17 protein-coding genes and 1 pseudogene are annotated in these 19,847 nt (G+C 56.8%); 8 read left to right on the forward strand and 10 right to left on the reverse strand.

Annotation, left to right across the window (positions count from 1 at the left end; all coding sequences use genetic code 11):
* Nucleotides 1–8: 8 nt before the first annotated feature.
* The gene (locus ACX3YD_RS19915) at nucleotides 9–1,748 is read left to right on the forward strand and encodes a PTS fructose-like transporter subunit IIB (protein WP_458960835.1); all 1,740 of its coding nucleotides are present in this window, start codon (nucleotides 9–11) and stop codon (nucleotides 1,746–1,748) included.
* A gap of 125 nt (nucleotides 1,749–1,873) precedes the next feature.
* On the opposite strand, the gene ACX3YD_RS19920 is transcribed toward ACX3YD_RS19915, so the two are convergent.
* The gene (locus ACX3YD_RS19920) at nucleotides 1,874–4,402 is read right to left on the reverse strand and encodes a PepSY domain-containing protein (protein ID WP_458960836.1); all 2,529 of its coding nucleotides are present in this window, start codon (nucleotides 4,400–4,402) and stop codon (nucleotides 1,874–1,876) included.
* A gap of 250 nt (nucleotides 4,403–4,652) precedes the next feature.
* Nucleotides 4,653–6,971, reverse strand: coding sequence for a TonB-dependent receptor (locus tag ACX3YD_RS19925; protein WP_103404018.1), 2,319 nt, complete (start codon nucleotides 6,969–6,971; stop codon nucleotides 4,653–4,655).
* Between the two features lie 207 nt (nucleotides 6,972–7,178).
* On the opposite strand from ACX3YD_RS19925, the gene ACX3YD_RS19930 reads away from it, so the two are divergent.
* Both ACX3YD_RS19930 and ACX3YD_RS19935 read left to right on the forward strand, forming a co-directional pair.
* On the forward strand, nucleotides 7,179–7,859 hold the full coding sequence (locus ACX3YD_RS19930) for a Fe2+-dependent dioxygenase (RefSeq protein WP_047537568.1): 681 nt from the start codon (nucleotides 7,179–7,181) through the stop codon (nucleotides 7,857–7,859).
* 57 nt (nucleotides 7,860–7,916) lie between these two features.
* Nucleotides 7,917–8,657: a tetratricopeptide repeat protein gene (locus ACX3YD_RS19935; RefSeq protein WP_371919900.1), complete on the forward strand. Its 741-nt coding sequence runs from the start codon at nucleotides 7,917–7,919 to the stop codon at nucleotides 8,655–8,657.
* Nucleotides 8,658–8,748: 91 nt separating this feature from the next.
* Here the strand turns inward: ACX3YD_RS19935 and ACX3YD_RS19940 are convergent, their stop codons facing one another.
* From ACX3YD_RS19940 to ACX3YD_RS19955, 4 genes are all read right to left on the reverse strand, one after another.
* Nucleotides 8,749–9,762, reverse strand: coding sequence for an alpha-xenorhabdolysin family binary toxin subunit B (locus ACX3YD_RS19940; protein WP_458960837.1), 1,014 nt, complete (start codon nucleotides 9,760–9,762; stop codon nucleotides 8,749–8,751).
* A 77-nt stretch (nucleotides 9,763–9,839) separates the two neighbouring features.
* On the reverse strand, nucleotides 9,840–10,505 hold the full coding sequence (locus tag ACX3YD_RS19945) for an alpha-xenorhabdolysin family binary toxin subunit A (protein ID WP_458960838.1): 666 nt from the start codon (nucleotides 10,503–10,505) through the stop codon (nucleotides 9,840–9,842).
* Complete coding sequence (locus ACX3YD_RS19950; RefSeq protein ID WP_458960839.1) at nucleotides 10,415–11,020, reverse strand: hypothetical protein; 606 nt, start codon at nucleotides 11,018–11,020, stop codon at nucleotides 10,415–10,417. Before ACX3YD_RS19950 ends, ACX3YD_RS19945 begins: the two co-directional genes overlap by 91 nt.
* 197 nt (nucleotides 11,021–11,217) lie before the next feature.
* Nucleotides 11,218–12,381 (reverse strand): type III PLP-dependent enzyme, encoded by a 1,164-nt coding sequence (locus ACX3YD_RS19955; RefSeq protein WP_103404015.1) that lies wholly within the window; start codon nucleotides 12,379–12,381, stop codon nucleotides 11,218–11,220.
* On the opposite strand from ACX3YD_RS19955, the gene ACX3YD_RS19960 reads away from it, so the two are divergent.
* Entirely contained in the window at nucleotides 12,380–12,943 is a 564-nt protein-coding gene (locus ACX3YD_RS19960) for a hypothetical protein (RefSeq protein WP_458960840.1), read from the forward strand. The two genes, ACX3YD_RS19955 and ACX3YD_RS19960, sit on opposite strands and share 2 nt — an antisense overlap.
* Before the next feature lie 88 nt (nucleotides 12,944–13,031).
* Here the strand turns inward: ACX3YD_RS19960 and ACX3YD_RS19965 are convergent, their stop codons facing one another.
* The 4 genes from ACX3YD_RS19965 to ACX3YD_RS19980 are packed head-to-tail and all read right to left on the reverse strand — an operon-like array spanning nucleotide 13,032 to nucleotide 16,483.
* Nucleotides 13,032–14,189 (reverse strand): osmoprotectant ABC transporter ATP-binding protein OsmV, encoded by a 1,158-nt coding sequence (locus ACX3YD_RS19965; RefSeq protein WP_458960841.1) that lies wholly within the window; start codon nucleotides 14,187–14,189, stop codon nucleotides 13,032–13,034.
* Nucleotides 14,186–14,839, reverse strand: a complete 654-nt coding sequence (locus tag ACX3YD_RS19970; protein WP_103404014.1) for an ABC transporter permease — start codon at nucleotides 14,837–14,839, stop codon at nucleotides 14,186–14,188. The genes ACX3YD_RS19965 and ACX3YD_RS19970 overlap by 4 nt, the downstream gene beginning before the upstream one ends.
* Before the next feature lie 13 nt (nucleotides 14,840–14,852).
* Nucleotides 14,853–15,746: a glycine betaine ABC transporter substrate-binding protein gene (locus ACX3YD_RS19975; protein ID WP_103404013.1), complete on the reverse strand. Its 894-nt coding sequence runs from the start codon at nucleotides 15,744–15,746 to the stop codon at nucleotides 14,853–14,855.
* A 20-nt stretch (nucleotides 15,747–15,766) separates the two neighbouring features.
* Complete coding sequence (locus tag ACX3YD_RS19980) at nucleotides 15,767–16,483, reverse strand: ABC transporter permease (protein WP_103404012.1); 717 nt, start codon at nucleotides 16,481–16,483, stop codon at nucleotides 15,767–15,769.
* A gap of 474 nt (nucleotides 16,484–16,957) precedes the next feature.
* Between ACX3YD_RS19980 and ACX3YD_RS19985 the strand changes: the two are divergent.
* The 4 genes and pseudogenes from ACX3YD_RS19985 to ACX3YD_RS20000 form a co-directional block, all read left to right on the forward strand.
* Nucleotides 16,958–17,020 (forward strand): annotated as a pseudogene (locus ACX3YD_RS19985) (hypothetical protein); the annotation flags it as partial.
* Between the two features lie 199 nt (nucleotides 17,021–17,219).
* On the forward strand, nucleotides 17,220–18,425 hold the full coding sequence (locus ACX3YD_RS19990) for a tyrosine-type recombinase/integrase (RefSeq protein ID WP_057005151.1): 1,206 nt from the start codon (nucleotides 17,220–17,222) through the stop codon (nucleotides 18,423–18,425).
* 243 nt (nucleotides 18,426–18,668) lie between these two features.
* Entirely contained in the window at nucleotides 18,669–19,391 is a 723-nt protein-coding gene (locus ACX3YD_RS19995; protein ID WP_057005152.1) for a hypothetical protein, read from the forward strand.
* A gap of 77 nt (nucleotides 19,392–19,468) precedes the next feature.
* Nucleotides 19,469–19,831 (forward strand): BP74-related protein, encoded by a 363-nt coding sequence (locus tag ACX3YD_RS20000; protein WP_057005153.1) that lies wholly within the window; start codon nucleotides 19,469–19,471, stop codon nucleotides 19,829–19,831.
* The last annotated feature ends 16 nt before the right edge of the window (nucleotides 19,832–19,847 follow it).

Consider the following 19,847-nt stretch of genomic DNA (forward strand, 5'->3'; position numbering starts at 1 on the left):
GGTTGGTCATGAAATTAGCCATTGTTACTGCCTGCCCGAACGGCATGGTCACCAGTGTGCTGTGCGCTCGTCTGCTGGATGCAGCGGCCCAGCGTCAGGGCTGGAGCACCAGTGTCGAAGTGAACGACGCGGCGCATCCTGAACGGCAATTGTCGGCGGCGACGATCGAGGCCGCCGAGTGGGTGTTGCTGGTGACCAGCGCCCCAGTGGACATGTCGCGATTCGTCGGTAAGCGGGTGTTCCACAGTACTCCGGCGCAAGCCCTGCAGGACGTCGAGGCGGTGTTGCGCCGTGGCGCCGAAGAGGCCCGGTTGTACGTAGCACCTGAAACCGTCGCAGAACCGGTTGCAGTGAGCAAAAACGCACCGCGCCTGGTCGCGATCACGGCATGCCCGACCGGCGTCGCCCACACGTTCATGGCCGCCGAAGCCTTGCAGCAAGCGGCCAAGCGCCTGGGTTACGAGCTGCAAGTAGAAACCCAGGGTTCTGTTGGCGCGCGCAACCCGCTGAGTGCGCAAGCCATCGCCGAGGCCGACGTGGTACTGCTGGCTTGCGATATCGAAGTTGCCACCGAGCGTTTCGCCGGCAAGAAAATTTATCGCTGCGGCACCGGCATTGCCCTCAAACAGGCTGAAGCCACGCTGAACAAAGCGCTGGCCGAAGGCACGCAGGAAAGCACCGCCAGCGGCGCCAATGGCCCGGTCAAGGCAGAGAAGACCGGCATCTATAAACACCTGCTGACCGGCGTGTCGTTCATGTTGCCGATGGTGGTGGCGGGTGGTCTGATGATTGCCTTGTCGTTCGTGTTTGGCATCACCGCGTTCAAGGAACCCGGCACCTTGGCAGCGGCTTTGATGCAGATTGGCGGCGAGACCGCGTTCAAGCTGATGGTGCCGTTGCTGGCGGGTTATATCGCTTACTCCATCGCCGACCGTCCGGGTCTGGCGCCGGGGATGATCGGCGGGTTGCTGGCGAGCTCCCTCGGTGCCGGTTTTATCGGCGGGATCATTGCCGGTTTCCTCGCCGGCTACGCCGCCCAGGCGATCAATCGTTATGCGCGTTTGCCGCAAAGCCTTGAAGCGCTCAAGCCGATCCTGATCATCCCGTTGCTGGCCAGTCTGTTCACGGGCCTGGTGATGATCTACGTGGTCGGCAAACCCGTGGCCGGGATGCTCGAAGGGCTCACGCATTTCCTCGACAGCATGGGCACCACCAATGCGATCCTGCTGGGCGTGTTGCTGGGCGGAATGATGTGCGTCGATCTTGGCGGGCCGATCAACAAGGCGGCCTATGCGTTCTCGGTCGGGCTGCTGGCCTCGCAGAGTTATGCACCGATGGCTGCGACCATGGCGGCCGGCATGGTGCCGCCGATTGGCCTGGGCATTGCCACGTTCATCGCCCGGCGCAAGTTTGCCCAGACCGAGCGCGAGGCGGGTAAAGCGGCGCTGGTGCTGGGATTGTGCTTCATCTCCGAAGGGGCGATTCCGTTCGCTGCCAAGGACCCGTTGCGGGTGATTCCGGCGAGCATCGCCGGTGGTGCGCTGACCGGCGCGTTGTCGATGTATTTCGGCTGCAAGCTGATGGCGCCCCACGGTGGATTGTTCGTGCTGGCCATCCCGAATGCGATCAACCATGCGTTGCTGTATTTGCTGGCGATCGTGGCGGGGAGTTTGTTGACGGCGGTGGTGTATGCGCTGGTCAAGCGGCCTGAGGTGACGGAGTTGGCGATCGAGCCCGTCAGCGCCTGATCCCCACCCTGTAGGCGCGAGCCTGCTCGCGATGGTGGTCAACGATAACGCGGGGAATCTGATAGCCCGCGGTGTCTTTGAGTTCATCGCGAGCAGGCTCGCTCCTACAGGGGGGGTGTGCCGCGTCAGTAAACGTCGCGGCGGTAGCGGCCCTGTTCGATCAGGCGTTCCACTTCGGCAGCGCCGAGCACATCGTTGAGCACGTTATCGACTCCCGAAGCCATGCCCTGCAAGCTGCCGCAGATATAAATCACTGCACCATCCGCCAGCCACTTCTTCAGCTCGGCGGCTGATTCGCGCAGGCGATCCTGTACGTAGATTTTCTCTGCCTGGTCCCGCGAGAACGCCAGGTCCAGGCGCTGCAGATCACCCGAAATCAACCACTCTTCCAACTCGTCGCGACACAGATAGTCGTGTTCCCGATTGCGCTCGCCGAACAGCAGCCAGTGACGTTGTTGGCCGTCGGCAATCCGCGCTTTGAGCAGGCTGCGCAGCCCGGCCAGCCCGGTGCCGTTGCCCAGCAGGATCATGGGCACGGGGTCTGACGGCAGATGGAAACCACTGTTGCGGCGCACACGCAGGCTGATGGTGCTGCCCACCGGCGCGTGTTCGGTCAACCAGCCGGAGCCGACGCCCAGACTGCCATCGGGGTGCAGTTCCTGGCGAACGATCAGCTCCAGTACGCCATCGGCGGCAATCGAGGCAATGGAGTATTCGCGCAGGGCCAAAGGCACCAGCGCATCCACCAGCGCCTGGGCATGCAAACCGACCAGATGCGCCCGATTCGCCGGCAGTTGGCGGCTGGCGAGGGCTTGCTCCAGCGGCTGCGACCGGCCATCGAATTCAATCGTGGCGCGACCGTCAATCCCCATGCCGTCGAGGAAATGCTCAATCGCCCAGGAGCCATTGCGCGGTAACACTTCCACCAGATCGCCTGCCAGCCAACTGCTGGTGGTGGGCGGTTTGAGGCCCAGCAAGTACACGGGCGAGCCGCTGCTGTCCGGGTTGAGCAACTCGCGACGAACCAGCGGCCAGTTGTCATAGCTCGGCGCTTGCCAGGTATCGACCGGTGCTTGTCCGGTCAGCAGCCCCAGTTGTTGCTGCCAGTGACGCAAGGCGTAAGGGTCGCCGCTGTCGACTTCCACCGGGGCGAACAGGGTCTTGCCGCCGTGTTCGCCCAGCCAGGTGTGCAGGCGCCGGGCGAAGCCGCAGAAGTGCTGATACTGTCGGTCGCCGAGACCGAGCACCGCGTAGTTCAAGCTCTCCAGGCTCGACGCCCGCCCCAGCACCTTGCGTTCAAAACCACGGGCGCTGTCCGGTGCCTGGCCGTCGCCGAAGGTGCTGACCACGAACAGCGCGTTGTTCGAACTCCGCAGGTCCTGCTCGCTGACCGTCGCCAGCGGTAGCACTTTCACTGGCAGGCCGGCCGCTTGTAATTGGCCGGCCGTCTGCCAGGCCAGTTGCTCGGCAAAGCCACTTTGGCTGGCGAAACTGATCAGCCACGCCGGGGCCTCGCCACCGGGTTGGGCGAGGTCTTTACGGGCGTCTTTGATCTGGCGTTTTTTGCGGCGACGATCGAGGTACAACAGCCAGCCCGTGACGAAAAACAGCGGCATGCTCAGCGCGGTGATTGTCAGGATGATCCGCCCGACGATGCCGAAGTAGCTACCGACGTGCAGCGCATAGAGGCTGGTCAGCAATTGCGCCTTGAAGCTTTTGTCGCTGTAGCGCTCGTGCCGTTTGATTTCGCCGGTGACCGGATCGAGGGTGATCTGGTTCAGCGCGCGGTCATGGGGTGAGTTTTTCAACAGGTAGAACACGGTCGCCGGTTGCCCGGCGACGGGCGGCATGCGCGTGTTATAGAAGCTCAGGTCGGGACCGGCAGCGCTATAGATACTCAGCCACATGGCCGAATAATCGGCCGTCGGCGCCGGACCGCCGGGCGCCGGGCCACGACCACCGCGAACGCGCTCGTTCTGCGGCGAATCGGAGAGCAAACGGGTCAGGCCCTTGTTGTACCACTCGTAGGACCAGGACAACCCGGTCAAGGCGGCCAGGAGGTAAAACACCAGGCACCAGGTGCCGGCGACCGAGTGCAGGTCCCAGTTGAAGCTGCGACCTTTTTTCTTCCAGTCGAGGGTCAGCCAGGCACGCCAGCTTTTCCATTGGCGGGGCCAGCGCAAGTACAGGCCGGAGAGGCAGAAGAACACCAGGATCAACGTACAGGCCCCGGTGATTTGCCGACCGGTATCGCCCATGGCGAGGAAACGGTGCAATTGCAGCATCAGGCCGAAGAAGTCCTGGCCAGTGGCGTCGCCCAGCAGCTCGGCGGTGTAAGGATCGAAGTAACGCATCGGTCCGCGACGTTGCCCCGGTGGCGGTGTGAAGAACACTTTCGCGGCAATGCCGCTGTCGATGTCGACCGAGAGCCCCGCCACTTTGTTGCCCGTGGCCGTTTCGATTTTCTCCACCAGTTCGGCGGGCGGCAGGACCCCGGCGACCTGCTTATGGACCTGCAAGACCGATGGGTTCAGCGCATACAGGATTTCATCCTGAAACGATACCGTCGCCCCGGTGATGCCCATCAGGGCCAGGACGAGTCCGGCGCTGATGCCAAAAAACCAGTGCAACTGGAACAGGGTTTTCTTCAACACGTCGCTCGCCTTGTTCGTTCAAAAGTCATCACGGCGCGCATTATGCCGTGGGTTGTCGAGAAGCATTCTTTTTTACACGCAAAAGCCCCGTTCATCTGGATGAACGGGGCCAGGCGCGGTTTCGGCCTTCACCCTCTTGTGTGGGAGCGAGCCTGCTCGCGAGGGTCGTCAAAGATAACGCGTAGAACCTGACACCCCGCGTTGTTCTCCAGTCCATCGCGAGCAGGCTCGCTCCTACAGAGGTCGCGTATCAGAAGTGGAAGTTGGTGCTCAGCAACGCCGTACGGCCCGCCGCCTGGTTGGCGAAGTGAGTCGAGAAGGCCTTGTCGTAGTAGGTTTCGTCGGTCAGGTTCTGCACGTTCAGTTGCAGGTCGATGTTTTTGGTCAGCTTGTAGGCGGCCATTGCATCGTAACGAACGTAGGAATCGACCATGGTGGTGTTGGCCACGCTGCCGAACACGTCATCGACGTAGAACGCGCCGCCGCCGATGGTCAGCTTCGGCGTGACCTGATAGGTCGTCCAGAGGCTGGCGCTGTTTTTCGGCGTGTTAGGCAGTTCGTTGCCATCGTTGGCCTTGCCCAGCGGACCGCCATCGATCTGTTCGCTGTCCATGTAGGCGTAACCGGCGAAGACCTGCCATTTGTCGGTGATTTTGCCGGTAGCCGACAGTTCAACACCTTGAACGCGGGTTTTGCCGACGTTTTCATAGGACGTGGTGTTGGTCTGTACCCGGGCGTTTTCCTTCTCGGTGCGGAAGATATCGGCGGTCAGCGACAGACGATCATTCATCAGATCCCACTTGGTGCCGATTTCGTAGTTCTTGGTGGTTTCCGGCTCCATGTCGCTGCTCAGCAGGTTGCCGTTGCGATCAGGCGTGCCGCCCAGCGGGTTGCCTTCCTGACCGTCGCCGAGGGTCGTGCCCGGTGGGGTGGCGGACGTCGCGTATGACGCATAGATGCTGCCGTTCTGCGCCGGTTTGTAGACCACACCGAATTGACCGGTCACGAACTCACTGACGTCGTCGCCCTTGGAGGTGGTGGTGCCGGCGTTGGTGTAGGTTTTGTAGCTCGTGTCGAAATGGTCGTAACGCAGGCCCATGTTCACCAGCCATTGTTCGGACAGCTCAAGCGTATCGAACGCGTACAACGCATAGGTGTCGGCCTTGGTGTCGGTGCCGGCGTAGTTGCGCGAGATGGCACCGTTCCACGGATCGCTCGGGATCGGGTTTGCCAGCGAAGTACAGTTGTATCCGCTGCGAGGACCAATCAACGCAGGACTGCAATTGGTGGTCGCGGCGGCTGTTGCCGGGGTGGTATCGGTGTTGACGTTGTACGAGGATTTCCGGTTCTCCTCGTGGGAGAACTCGATGCCGGTGGCGAAACTGTTCTTGAACCCGGCGATATGGAAATCGCCGAACAGATCGGTCTGGTTCGTGGTCGTCTCGGTGTTGCTCACGCGGGTGTTGGCACGACGCCAGACGCTGCCGTTGTTGACGTTGCCCTTGCTGTCGTCCGGCTGGGTCAGGATGTAGTCCTGCATGCTGGTGCCGTGGCGCAGGGTGTTCTTGACGGTCAGCGCGTCGTTCAGGTCGTGCTCGATGGCGATGGTCGCGGTGTCGGTGCGGCCCTTGCGGAAATCGCGGTTGTCCAGGCCGTAGAAATTGCTGCTGTCGCCGCCGTCGTTTGGTTTGTCCGGGTTGGACTTGGTGCGGGCAGCGGAGCCTGCAGTCGGAATGGAGTAAGGGATACCCGAGTCCGGCGTGTCGTTACTTTCCAGATGGTAGTAATCGAGATTGACCCGGGTATCGGTGCCCAGGCCAAAGGCCAGCGACGGAGCGACGCCCCAGCGATCGTAATCGACGCTGTCGCGGCCGGCGACGTTGCTTTCATGGCTCATCAGGTTCAGACGGCCAGCGGCGGTGTCGGAGAACTGATAGTTGCCGTCCATGGTGTAACGCTGGGTCTGGTCAGAACCCCAGGTAAAACCACCGTCGAACGAATCGCCCAGGTGCGCTTTTTTGCTCACCAGGTTGATGCTGCCGCCGGCAGCGCCACGGCCGCCAATGGCCGAGTTCGGTCCTTTGCTGACTTCGATCGATTCAACGGCGAAGATCTCCCGGCTCTGCGAACCGGTATCGCGCACGCCGTCCAGGTAAGTATCGCCCTGGGCATCGAAACCACGAATGAACGGACGGTCGCCTTGTGGGTTGCCGCCTTCACCGGCACCGAAGGTGATGCCGGGAACGGTACGCAGCGCGTCCTGCATGTTCATGGCGCCGGTGTCCTTGAGCACTTGCTGCGGGATCACTGTGATCGAGCGCGGTGTGTCCACCAGCGGCGCGGTGTACTTGGGCGAGGAGGCTTTTTCGACGTTGTAGGAGGTCTGGTCTTGCGCTTCGCCGGTGATAGCGGTTGCACCGAGGGAGATGGTGTTGCTCGGTGCTTTCTCGTCGGTCTTTTCAGCCGCGAATACCATGTGGCCCGCGGAGCCGGCGGTGATCGCCATGCCAATCGCAGAGGCGAGTAGACGCGGTGAACTGACAGGTAGCTGTGGTTGTTGGCGTGACATTTTTATTCCCCTCCCCAAGGATTTGAGGCGGCGGAATATAGGGTAAATACGTATTCGTATCAATTGCGAAACATTACTATTCGCGATGAATTTACATTCTTTACAATTTACCCTTACGGTTTTTACCGTTTCATTCGTCTGGCGGGTTTTACACAGGCAATAAGAATCAATACCATTGGTACCCCTTTGCTTTCTGGTGCCTTGCCCATGTTGCTGCACATCCCCGGCTTGTTCGAAAAAGAAGAAGTGCAGCGCATTCGCGAGGCTCTGGAGCAGGCCGATTGGGCGGACGGTAAAATCACCGCCGGTTACCAGTCAGCCAAGGCCAAGCACAATCTGCAATTGCCGGAAGGCCATCCGTTGGCCAAGGAGATCGGCGCGGCGATGCTGGAGCGGCTGTGGAAAAATCCGCAGTTCATGTCTGCCGCGCTTCCGCACAAAGTCTTTCCTCCGTTGCTGAACTGTTACACGGCCGGTGGCAGTTTCGATTTCCATATCGACAACGCCGTACGTCAACCCAAGGGCAGCATTGAGCGGGTGCGAACCGATCTGTCGGCAACAGTGTTTTTCAGCGAGCCTGCGGATTACGACGGCGGCGAACTGGAAATCCAGGACACCTACGGCACCCAGCGCGTGAAGTTGCCGGCCGGTGACATGGTGCTATACCCCGGCACCAGCCTGCACAAGGTCAATGCGGTCACTCGCGGAGCCCGCTACGCTTCTTTTTTCTGGACCCAAAGCCTGGTGCGCGAAGACAGCCAGCGTGCGTTGCTGTTTGAAATGGATGGCGCGATTCGCCAACTGACCCAGGACCTGCCCGACCATCCTTCGCTGATCCGCCTGACTGGCACCTATCACAACCTGTTGCGCCGCTGGGTCGAGGTGTAAGTGCTGGATTTCAGGTCGCACCGCGAAGAGATTCTCGACACTGATGTGCTCAACGCCATGCTCGATGAAAGCCCGGCCCGTGCCGCCCAGGCGATTCTGCTTGCCGCCCGTGCAGGGCTTCTCGATGCACAGGCCTTGCTGGGACAGATTCTGCTGGAGGGGCGGGGCATCGCCCGGGATCAGTCACTGGCGGTGCGCTGGTTCGGGATCGCCGCCCAAGGTGGACATCTGATGGCGCGCAATATGCTCGGTCGATGCCATGAACATGGCTGGGGTTGCACGGCCGATGCTGCTATCGCTGCCAGACATTATCGTCAGGCCGCCGAGGGTGGGCTGGATTGGGCGATGTACAACTACGCCAATCTGCTGGCGACCGGGCGTGGGGTCATCGAGGATCAAGCTCAGGCGCTGAAGCTGTATCAGCGCGCCGCCGAACTCGGGCACGCCAAATCGATGAACCTGTTGGGGCGCTACCTCGAGGAAGGCCAGCACTGCCCGGCTGACTCGGCTGCGGCATTTGAGTGGTATCGACGTTCTGCCGAAGGCGGGGATTTTCGGGGGCAATTCAGTTATGCGTCCGTTCTGGCGGACGACGGGAGAGTCGAGGAGGCATTGTTGTGGCTGCACCGGGCGTTGGCGGCCGGCAATCTGAACTTCCTGCGCGTCAGTAGCCGAACGCTGTTGCAGGCTTCTCATCCGCAACTCCGGGCGTTGGCGCAGGACTACCGGCAACGCGCTGCTCACCTGGAAGACGAGGCGCTCAGAGCCGAGGCTGGAGTGATGAGTTCTCTTCAATAGGAAGTTGCCATCCAGGTGGAGCGAAAAAGCACGGTTTGCTTTTTCGCTCGCATTGTCCTGATCGGCTGAGGTCAACCGGATGGATCCCGGTTTAGCTGCGCCATTCCTTGCGAAGGCTGTTCAGGTGCGCCACGAACACATTTGTCTGCTCGATGAAACGTTTAACAACGGCGTGCAAGTCGTCTGAAGCTTCGTAGCTGTTGATCTGCAGAAATTTTTCGACGGATTCGGTGAGCGTGCTTATTTCATGCGTATAAGTCTCTCTTGGGTTTTTGATCGCTTGCAGCTCCAGTAATTGAAACTTTCGATCTTCCAGTGTTTTTAGTTCTTTCTTGATGCCGGCGAGATTGAGACGACGATTATCCAGTTTTGTTTGAGTCTGGCGCCTGGCTGTGACCAGATTGTCATACTTGATGGCGTTGCTGACCAAATCCAGGATTTTTCCGGCCGCGCCAATACCTGCTTTAACCAGTTCAAGTTGAGGTGCGGACAAATTGAGTGTCGCCAGTTTTTCGAGGCTGAGAAAAACATCTTTTATCAAGGAAAAGGTGTCGGTTGCCTCAATGACTTTGATTGCCTCGTTCAGCGCCGTTTCATCGGCTACCAGACGTTCGATAACACTTTCCTCTTCGGAAAGTAGCGGGGAGATTTTGAGGATCGATGTGTCCAGTTCATTGATTCGATATTGGTTGTCGCTGAGCGTAACGGCCTGCAGATTTGTCAGGCTGTTGTTGAGTTCTGTGAAGAGCTTAAGTGTCTCGGTGGTGGAATTGCCGATCAGCGATTTTATTTCGCCATAAAAACTGTCAATGGCTTCTTTCTGTTCGCTTGTCGGGTTCTCGTTTTTAAGGTTTTCGATAATGGTGTAGTACTGTTGAATTTCACTTGTTTGCAATGCTGAAGGTATCAGGGTGATTGCTTTAAGTGCCTGGGCGTCAGTAGTGTTTATTTCTTTTTCCAGTCCTCTCAGCTCATCGGCGAGTATGGGTAAGTAAAGGTTGCCGAGTGTGCGGATCTTGTAGTTGAGTTCTTCCCTGCTTTTGTAAATCTTGTTCATGTCGGGTGCAGGGTACTGAAACGAGGTGTCGATGGTATGTACGGTCATGGTGATCTCGATGTCTAAAAGATGGATGCATGAAGATTAATAAATATCGCAAAGGCGCTTTATTTGCTTTCCAGGTCTCAGGACTCATGTGATGCATTGTTAAAGGCGGTCAATAAATCACCTGCCTGTTTCTTGATCGCTTTCCAATTCTCCGTCATGCTGGTCAACCTCGAAACGAAAGACACCAAGTACATGGCGTTGGTCACACCATCGAGTCTTTTACTGGAAGACTCGACATAGGCCTGGATAAGTTCCCAGAGGCTTTCCAGATTCGACGAGCTGCCCGAGGCGCCTTCCACCCGGACCTGCAGGTCCTGGAGGTTGGTTTCAAATGCGAGCAGCGATGCAAGGAATGTGTTGGTTGTCGCAAGTTTTTTTTCGATATCGCGCCGTTCGTCAATCAACTGGTCCAGTTCATTCCGTGCCTGCTGGGCTTTGCTGCCGTAAATCGACGAGGTGATAATAAAACCGACGACCCCGCCGATAACACCCCACCATTTATTTCTGCTGTATTCTGCGATTTCCGCGTTTTTTTGATCGATCCTGGCGTTAATGACGTCAAGTCGTTGGTTGTATTGTTTTATCTCATCGCTAAAATTCTGACTGTTGCAAAGGGCAATTTTTAAACCGAGTTCCGGTTTGATAATGTTTGTTATGCCGTGTTTGAAATCGGTGATTGCTGTTTTTGTGAGTTTTGTGCTTTGGCTGTGCGCGGTGATGACGATTTTAAGTTCGTCGACCAACTCAAGTAAGGTCGGGATTTTTTTCTCTCTTCTCCGGTTAATATGATCTCTGGAAGCTTGTCGATTTCTTCCGGGGGCAGGCCGCCAATTTTACCCACGCCACTCACATAGCTTGGAAGTGTCTTGAGGTATTCAATAATGGCTGTGCAGTTGGATGTAATGTTGTCGGAAAATACGTGAAGGTCAGAACCGACGGCCTTCATGCTGGACTCAAGTGCTGACCAGGTTCCAGCATGATCTTTCATTTTCATGAATAAAAGTTGCAGGTCCGCCGATTTGAGGCCGCTGATATTCAGCTGGTCTAATTTGTGAATCTGCTCGATTTCTTTTTCATCGATAGGGAGTTCTAGCCCGCCCTTGACGTAGCGTTTGATCTTCCGTATGTCTTCGTTCGTGACTAATAGTCCTGGATCACGCTCGACGCCAGGGAGGGTTCCGGAGACCGCGTCCATAAATTCAGTGGTAAGTTTGTTAAGGTCTTCGGAAGTTATCTTTAATTCTTGAGTGGCTAACATGAAAATCCTTTTTATGTTTTAGCATTGTGAAATTGATTTTATTGCAGGCGAAAAGTAGCGCTGATTGTTATTAAAGTTAAGTGCATAAGGTTTTCAGTGTGTGTCGTATAAAATGAACAGGCGGGGGCGTATTATTTTGGAAGAAATAAAAAAGGCCTGTGAATATTCACAGGCCTTTTTGGTGTGACTCGCGAGACTTAGACGTAATACGACTTCAGCGGTGGGAAGCCATTGAACTCAACGGCGCTGTAGCTGGTGGTGTAGGCACCGGTCGACAGCCAGTACAGGCGATCACCGATGGCCAGGTTCAGCGGCAGGCCGTACTTGTAGTTTTCGTACATGATGTCGGCGCTGTCGCAGGTTGGGCCGGCGATGACGACTTCTTCCATCTCGCCTTTCTTCTCGGTCCAGATCGGGAACTTGATGGCTTCGTCCATGGTTTCGATCAGGCCAGAGAACTTGCCCACATCCGTGTACACCCAACGCTCTACAGCGGTACGGGATTTACGGGCGACCAGTACCACTTCGCTGACCAGGATGCCGGCGTTGGCGATCAGCGAACGGCCGGGTTCCAGGATGATTTCCGGCAGGTCGTCACCGAAGTCTTCCTTGAGGAAGCGGATGATTTCTTCCGCGTAGGTTTCCAGGCTGTTGGTGCGGGTGATGTAGTTGGCCGGGAAGCCACCGCCCATATTGATCAGCTTCAGTTCAATGCCGTCTTCTTCCTTCAAGCGCTCGAAGATCACTTTGACCTTGGCGATGGCCGCGTCCCAGACGCTGATATCGCGCTGTTGCGAGCCGACATGGAACGAGATGCCGTAAGGCACCAGACCGAGGTCGCGGGCGAGAATCAACAGGTCCATGGCCATGTCGGTCTGGCAGCCGAATTTGCGCGACAATGGCCAATCGGCGGTGGTCGAGCCTTCGGTCAGGATGCGCACATAGACTTTCGAACCCGGCGCAGCCTTGGCGATGTTGCGCAGGTCGGCTTCGGAGTCGGTTGCGTAAAGACGCACGCCCTTCTCATAGAAGTAGCGGATGTCCTTGGATTTCTTGATGGTGTTGCCGTAGCTGATCTGGTCGGCGCTGACGCCACGGCTCAGCACTTTGTCCAGCTCATAGATCGAGGCGATGTCGAAGCTCGAGCCTTTTTCCTTGAGCAGGTCGATGATTTCGACGGCCGGGTTGGCCTTGACCGCGTAGTAGACCTTGGCGAATTCGAAACCGGCGCGCAGGTCGTCATAAGCCTTGCTGATCATTGCGGTGTCGATCACCACGAACGGGGTTTCTTGCTTGTCGGCGAACGCCTTCATTTTTTGAAAGGTTTCGCGCGCGAAATAGTCTTCGACCTGGATCGACATGCTGGGAACTCCTACTGGCAAACTAAAATTATCAATGGGTGCAAATGAACGTCCTCCGTATCCCCACTTTGGTTCGCCTACTTCCCAAGGCATGTCGCCGAAAGCAAAAAGGCCATGGGTAGCGTTGCTTCCCTTGGCCTTGCTGTCTCGTCGTCAGTACTTGAGCCGGATGGATCGTTTCCAGCATGGACGTTCGGCGCGAACTTTAGGGCGTGAGGGGCTTGAGATCAACAAAAAATGTCGCAATTTTGCACTCGTCTGTCGCACGGTAACGACACAGTCCTTTTTAACTGACACAGATGACAGGCGGATGTTCCGAACGATTTATGAAGTGTTAAAAATACCTGCACGTTCGACGCTTTTGTGCGCCAAGTCGCTAGAAAGTGCAAAGTCGTCAACTTCGGCGACGTTGGCTGCGAGAATCTGGACTGAGAGGGAATTTGATTATTTAAGTGTGTGTTTGTGGATGGCTTTTGCAGGCTCTACTGTTGATATTTTTTTCCGGCCTGTGAATCACTCAAAAATCGCACAGAACCTGTGGGAGCCAGCCTGCTGGCGATGACAATTTCATCATCAAAACAGTGTTGACTGGTATTCCCCAATCGCTAGCAGGCTAGCTCCCACAGAGATTTGTGTTTTTTACTCGATTATCAGGCAACCACTGCCTCAGCCGGCGAGACGATACTGGTCTTCATCCCGCGCGAACGCCCGGAACTCAGATAAGCCGCGATCGACTCCTGTGTCACCTCACCCAGGAACACCCGCTCTGCATCCATCACTGGCAGCCACGAACGGTTGAACTCGTACATGCGCGACAACAGGATGCGCAAATGCTCGTCGTAGGCGGCCGTGGCATTGAACTCGCGCAAGTATTGCCCGCAGGTGCCGGTCTGGCGGTGCAGATCGCGGCGACGTACATAGCCCAGCGCCTTGTTCTCGCCATCGGTGACGACCACGTAACGCCGGTCATGTTCGTCCATCAATTCCAGCGCGTCGGCCACCGGGGTGTCCGGGCTGACCGATGGCGCGTTGTCCGCCGCATCTTCAGCTTTCACCAGCAACAGGCGCTTGAGGGTGCTGTCCTGGCCGACGAAGTTGCTGACAAAGTCATCCACCGGATGGGCGAGCAGGGTGTCCGGATGGTCGATCTGCAACAGTTTGCCGGCACGGAAGATCGCGATCTTGTCGCCCAGCTTGATCGCTTCGTCGATGTCATGGCTGACCATGATCACCGTCTTGTTCAGCGCCCGCTGCATCTCGAAGAACTCGTTCTGGATCATTTCACGGTTAATCGGGTCGACCGCGCCGAACGGTTCGTCCATCAGCAGCAACGGAGCGTCCGCCGCCAGGGCGCGAATCACACCGATGCGTTGCTGCTGGCCACCGGACAATTCCCGAGGGTATCGATGCAGATACTGCTTGGGCTCAAGCTTGATCATGCTCATCAGTTCTCGAGCGCGGTCGTGGCATTTCTGTTTGTCCCAACCCAGCAGGCGCGGAACCACGGTGATGTTTTCCTCGATGGTCATGTTCGGGAACAGACCGATCTGCTGGATGACATAACCGATGTTGCGGCGCAGGGTCACTTCGTCCAGAGCGGTCGTGTCTTCGCCATTGATCAGGATCTTGCCCGAGGTCGGGTTGATCAGGCGGTTGATCATTTTCAACGTGGTGCTTTTGCCGCAACCCGATGGCCCGAGGAACACGCAGATTTCGCCTTCATTGACGGTCAGGCTTACGTCGTTCACGGCCGAAATAGTTTTGCCGTTGCTTTGAAAAGTCTTGGTCAGGTTTTGAAGTTCAATCATTTGAGTAGTCCTTTCGGAGTCAGCGAACGTTGCAGCCATTGCAGAAGCAGGTCGGCGAAGATGGCCAGCAGGCTGACCAGTAAGGCGCCGACGATCAGCATCGACATGTCACTGCGGCTGATGGAAGCGAGGATGAGCACGCCGAGGCCGCCGGCGCCGATGGTCGCGGCGATGGTCATGACACCGATGTTCATGACCACGGCGGTGCGCACGCCGGCGAGGATCACCGGCACGGCGATGGGCAGCTCGACCATGCGCAGGCGCTGGCCGAAGGTCATGCCGATACCGCGCGCGGCTTCACGAATGCCCGGTTCGACGCTGGTCAGGGCCAGGTAGGTGTTACGCATGATCGGCAGCAGTGAGTAAAGAAACACGGCGGTGATCGCCGGCATGGGGCCCAGGCCCTGGCCGAATTTGGAGTAGAAGGGCAGCAGCAGGCCGAACAGGGCAATCGACGGCACGGTCAGCAGCACCGTGGCGCCGGCTTGCAAAGGCCCGGCGAGGGTCGGGAAGCGGGTCATCAAAATGCCTAGGGGCACGCCAACGACAATCGCCAGCGTCACCGCGATGCCAACCAGGGTGATGTGCTGCCAGGTCAGGTGCAGCACCAGCGGCCAATCGAGATGGGAAAAGGCGTTCAAGAATTCCATGGCTTTTCCTCGTTCAGTTCAGTGGATGCTGGCGCAGGAAATCGGCGGCCACGGCGGAGGGGCTTTCGTGATCGACATCAACCCGCGCGTTGAGCTGGCGCATGGTGTCGTCGTCAAACAGTTCGGCCAGTGGCTTGAGCTGCCCGGCCAGTTGCGGGTGCGCATCGAGGTACGCCTGGCGCACCACCGGGGCGGCGGTGTAGTCGGGGAAGTAGTGCTTGTCGTCTTCGAGCAACTTGAGTTTGAAGGCGTTCAAGCGACCGTCGGTGGTGTAGACCAGGCCGGCAAATACCTGACCGTTGCGCAGCGCGGTGTAGACCAGGCCCGCGTCCATCTGGCGGATGTTTTTACGGGTCAGGTTCATGCCGTACAGCTTGACCATGCCATCGAGGCCATCGGAACGGTTGGCGAACTCGGTGTCCAAAGCCACCAGGTGGTTGGTCTTGGCCTCGTCCCGCAGGACCCTGTTGAGATCGCTGATGGTGTTGATCTGCGGATACGCATCGGCGACGTTCTTCGGCAGTGCCAGGGCGTAGGTGTTGCTGAATTTCGACGGTGTCAGCCAGACCAGGCCTTTTTTACCGTCGAGTTCTTTTACCCGGGTGTAGGACTGTTCGCTGTCGAGTTTTTCAGTCACATGGTTGTAGGCCACCAGCGACACGCCGGTGTATTCCCAGAGCATGTCCAGTTGACCGCTTTCGTGGGCGCTGCGGGCCAGATTACTGCCCAGGCCACCAGTGACTTGCACGTCGTAACCCTTGGCGCGCAGGTATTGGGAGGTGATTTCTGCCAGCAGGGTCTGTTCGGTGAACACGCGGGCGCCGATGCGGATCAGCGGCTTGTCCGCGGCTTGGGCAAATCCTGCGCACAGCAGGATGCAGCCTAATAAAAAGCTTGATGTCTTCATGAGCGTTCCTTTACCGAGGCTTAAGACGGGCGCAAGCCGCGTTCGAGCCAGGTTCGGCTGGCCAGTGTCACCAGGCCGTCGAGCAGCAGGGCCAGCAGGGCGGTGCAGGCCGCGCCCAGCAGCAGTTGCGGCTGATTGTTCAAGGCGATACCGGGGAAAATCAGGCTGCCGAGACTGTTGGCGCCGATCAGGAACGCCAGCGGCGCCGTCCCGACATTGATGGCCAGTGCCACGCGCACACCGCCGATGATGATGGGCACGGCGTTGGGCAATTCGACTTTCCACAGCACCTGGCGCGGGGTCATGCCGATGCCGACGGCGGCTTCCTTGAGCGACCCCTGGACGTTTTTCAGGCCTTCATAGGTGTTGCGCACGATCGGCAACAGCGAGGCGAGGAACAGGGCGAAGATCGCTGGACCGCTGCCAATCCCCAGGATGCCGAGGGCGATGGCCAGCACGGCGAGAGGCGGCACGGTGTTGCCGATGTTGAAGACCTGCATGAAGCGTTCGGCGCGGCCGACCATGGTCGGGCGGCTGAGGAAGATGCCGGCGGGGATGCCCACGACGAGGGCGGCCAGCATGGAAGCGAGGACAAGAATCAGATGAGCTTGCAGGTAAAACAACAAATCGTCGCGGTAGTGTTCGATCGTGTTGATGCCGATCCAGTGGATCAGCAGGGCCAGGAGGGCGATTACCAGCGCGCCTCCTGTCAGCCCTTTGCCATAGCGAATAGCCACAGGCGGACTCCTTTTTTCAGTCGGCGAACGCAGTCCCGTGTGGCATGCCATTCCTGGCTGCCGGGAAATCAACGTTCGCGAGAAGCAGCTCGTGCCGAGCGCGTTCCACTGTAGGAGCGAGCCTGCTCGCGAAAAACGTCCAGACAACGCGTACATTCAGGTACCCGGCGTTATCGTTGACGTCCATCGCGAGCAGGCTCGCTCCTACAGGCGGAACGCGTACAGCTTATCGAGCCATAAGCGCAGCCTCGTCAGGCTAACTTGCTGATTTTTCAGCCCCTGACGAAAGCCGTAACAGGGGAGTGGACGCCTCCACCTTTTAAAAGGTTCCATAATTGGCAGCATTTAGCCACCCTTCATGTCCTGCAAGGGTTCTGTTGATCGACGCGGCCGACGGGCCGAGCGGTGGTCTGTGGCGGACGGTTTGCGCTATACTCGCCGCCCTTTTTTGAATCACCTGCCAGGCGATTTCCCATGACCAAACAGGCCGCCGAAGTCGCGAAACGCCGCACTTTCGCCATTATTTCCCACCCTGACATTACCCTCTGAGTCAGGCGAAGACAGGCCCCGTCATATTCCGATTTTATCTACTGATTCCATTGATGAAAATCACCGCGACCGCGACAATCTGAGACACCCGAAGACAAGCTGAGCCACAGGGTTTGTGTACATGGCAGCGTACACAAAACAGCCTTTCGGAAGACCCAGAAAATTATGTACGCAGTCCGGAGAGCTTATGGCGATCTCAGACGCATGGCTGAAGGCCAACAACGGCAAACCCCGCAGTACACGTGAAGAGAAATCAGACCGCGACGGGTTTGGTGTGCGCGTCACCCCGAAGGGCAAGATCACTTTTCAGCTGCGCTTTCGCTATGACGGTCGCCCCTGCCGCCTTGATCTCGGCACCTATCCGCTGATGTCACTCAAGGATGCGCGCGCAGAAACGCAGCGCCTGCGTTCCCAGCTTGAGCAGGGACACGATCCGAGGGTGGTGAAGCAGCTGGAGAAGCAGGCGATCCTCCAGGCAGATTCCGTGGAGTCGCTGTTTCGCCAGTGGTACGAGGCGTATTGCAAAGGGAACAAGAAGGGGCATCACGAAATCCTGCGCTCTTTCGAGATCCATGTGTTCCCTAGAGTCGGCAAGCTTCCTGCCGGGAAAGTCACCCTGCACGAATGGCTAGCACTTCTTGAGGGGCAAGCCAAAGCAAGGCCCGGTATCGCCGAACGCATCCTGGTCAATGCCAAACAGATGCTGAAATGGGGTGTGAAGCGCCGGTTAATCCCCTCGCACCCGCTATCGGAGATCAACGCCAAGGAAGACTTGCAGATCAAAAAAATCGTCGGGTCGCGCTCCCTTTCCGACGATGAAATCAAGCTGGTGTGGAAAGCCATGGAGCAATCGCGCATGGCGACCAAGAACAAGATTTTCCTGAAGCTGTGTCTGATCTACGGATGCCGTAACAGCGAGTTGCGTCTTAGCGAAAAAAGCCATTTCGACTTTGCCAAGAAGATTTGGACGGTGCCCACTGAAAACCACAAGCTGGGCAAAGCTTCAGGAAAGCCGCTTCTGCGTCCGATCACCCCGGATATTGAGGCGCTGATCAAACAGGCCGTGGCGCTCAGCGCCGAGGGCAAGTTCCTGTTCACCAACAGTGGCACAACCAAACCGATGGGGGCGGGGGCTCCCTTGCAGCTGCCTTACAACATCATGCAGTGGCTGCGGCGACATGAGAAATACGAAATGCAGCACTGGTCGGTTCACGACCTGCGCAAGACCGCGCGCACCAATTTCTCGACCCTGACCGAGCCCCATATCGCCGAAATCATGCTCGGTCACAAGCTTCCGGGGAGCTGGCAGGTGTACGACCAGTATGACTATCTGTCGGAGCAGAAGGACGCCTATAGCGCGTGGTGGCAGCGCCTCATAGCTCTAACATTATAAAATCCCATCGCAGTAGAACTAATCAAAAAGCGCGATTCAACATACTTGGACTGATAATACTCAGTCAGGATAAGAATTTATCTGGGACTATGAAGTCTTCGTCCCAAAGCAACCATAGACTTCGCAAAATCTGCGTTCAAAATTTTTCAGCAAACTATGATTCCGCCTTCTACACTATAGTGGTTATATGTAGCTGTGCTGACTGAATTTCATTAATATCAAATTGAAATATAGGTGGCGACTATGAAAGCAGAAATCAAGGTGGTCGGGTCAATTAGTGAGGCAGGAAATCCCTACCTGATTGTGAGGCTGCGTACTGAATTTGAAATGCTCCTTACTCCGGATAGTATAAATAAGATAGCGCAGGTTGTGTCCGGGTTGAAAGAAAGTCAGGAACTTAATTCGGTAGATCAGGGGCGATTTGCGTGGGAATTAGCAGAAACTCTTGATTTGTACGAGGAGTTCGCGGAATCTCCTGCTAGAGCACTTCCTCGACTGGAGTCTGAGTGGAAACCTGTAAACGGTTTTTTTTCGCTGGATACGCTAAAAACTATTAATGATTCAACGAAAGACCTAAAATCTTTGAGAGTGGAGGGTAGTGCGGAAACGGGTTTATATTTGGTGCTGCAAGGAGGCATTAATGTCACAAGAATTTACGCGGATCGCGCCAATTTGCTTAAAATTAAAGGTGAGTTGGATAGTTCTGCTCAGCTGCCTGAAGTTAAAGCATCATTAGCTGTTGCAGAGTGGATTGTGGCTGCAGCACTTGTTGTGGAAGCCGCCCTGGGTATATGGGACAGATACGACAAGGAGCGCGAAAAACAAAGAGAAAAGGATGAGCAAGAAAGACGCAAGCTGGAGAACGAACGGAAGGAGAAGGAGCAGCATTGCCGAGAGCCTCGACAAACATCAGAAGGTGGTCCTGCAGCGGACGGTGTATTTGATCGTATATCGCGAACTGCGTAATTATCACGGCATAAGAATGCTAGTGATTTTTGATCGGAAATGCGGGAGTTTGTTGTCCCCGCTCTAATGAGAGATTAATGATGGAAGCATATTTTGTTATGGAGCAATTAAGCAAGGATGGGTCAATCCAGCGATTCGTATTTAAGTTAATTGATGCTAATAAAATATTGCACGCAAGGCGGGTAATTTCCGGTGAGGAACTGACGCGCGTTCATTTGCAAGGGATCATTGTTCAAAGTAGTGTGGACTATAATCCTGGGTGGGAATTTCACTTGGAGCCCTCCACGGTTGACTTTTTTGAGAACCAGATAGAAGTGTGTGACGCTAATTTAGAATACATAAAGCATCATTTAGATGAGGTTGGAGGCTCATTTTTGCCGCGTAGCATTTGGTGCCCTTGGAGTTCCAGTGTCATTGAGGAGTGTAGTATGCGCTCATGACGACGCGACAGTAGAT

Source organism: Pseudomonas fluorescens group sp. PF-1 (assembly GCF_054481335.1).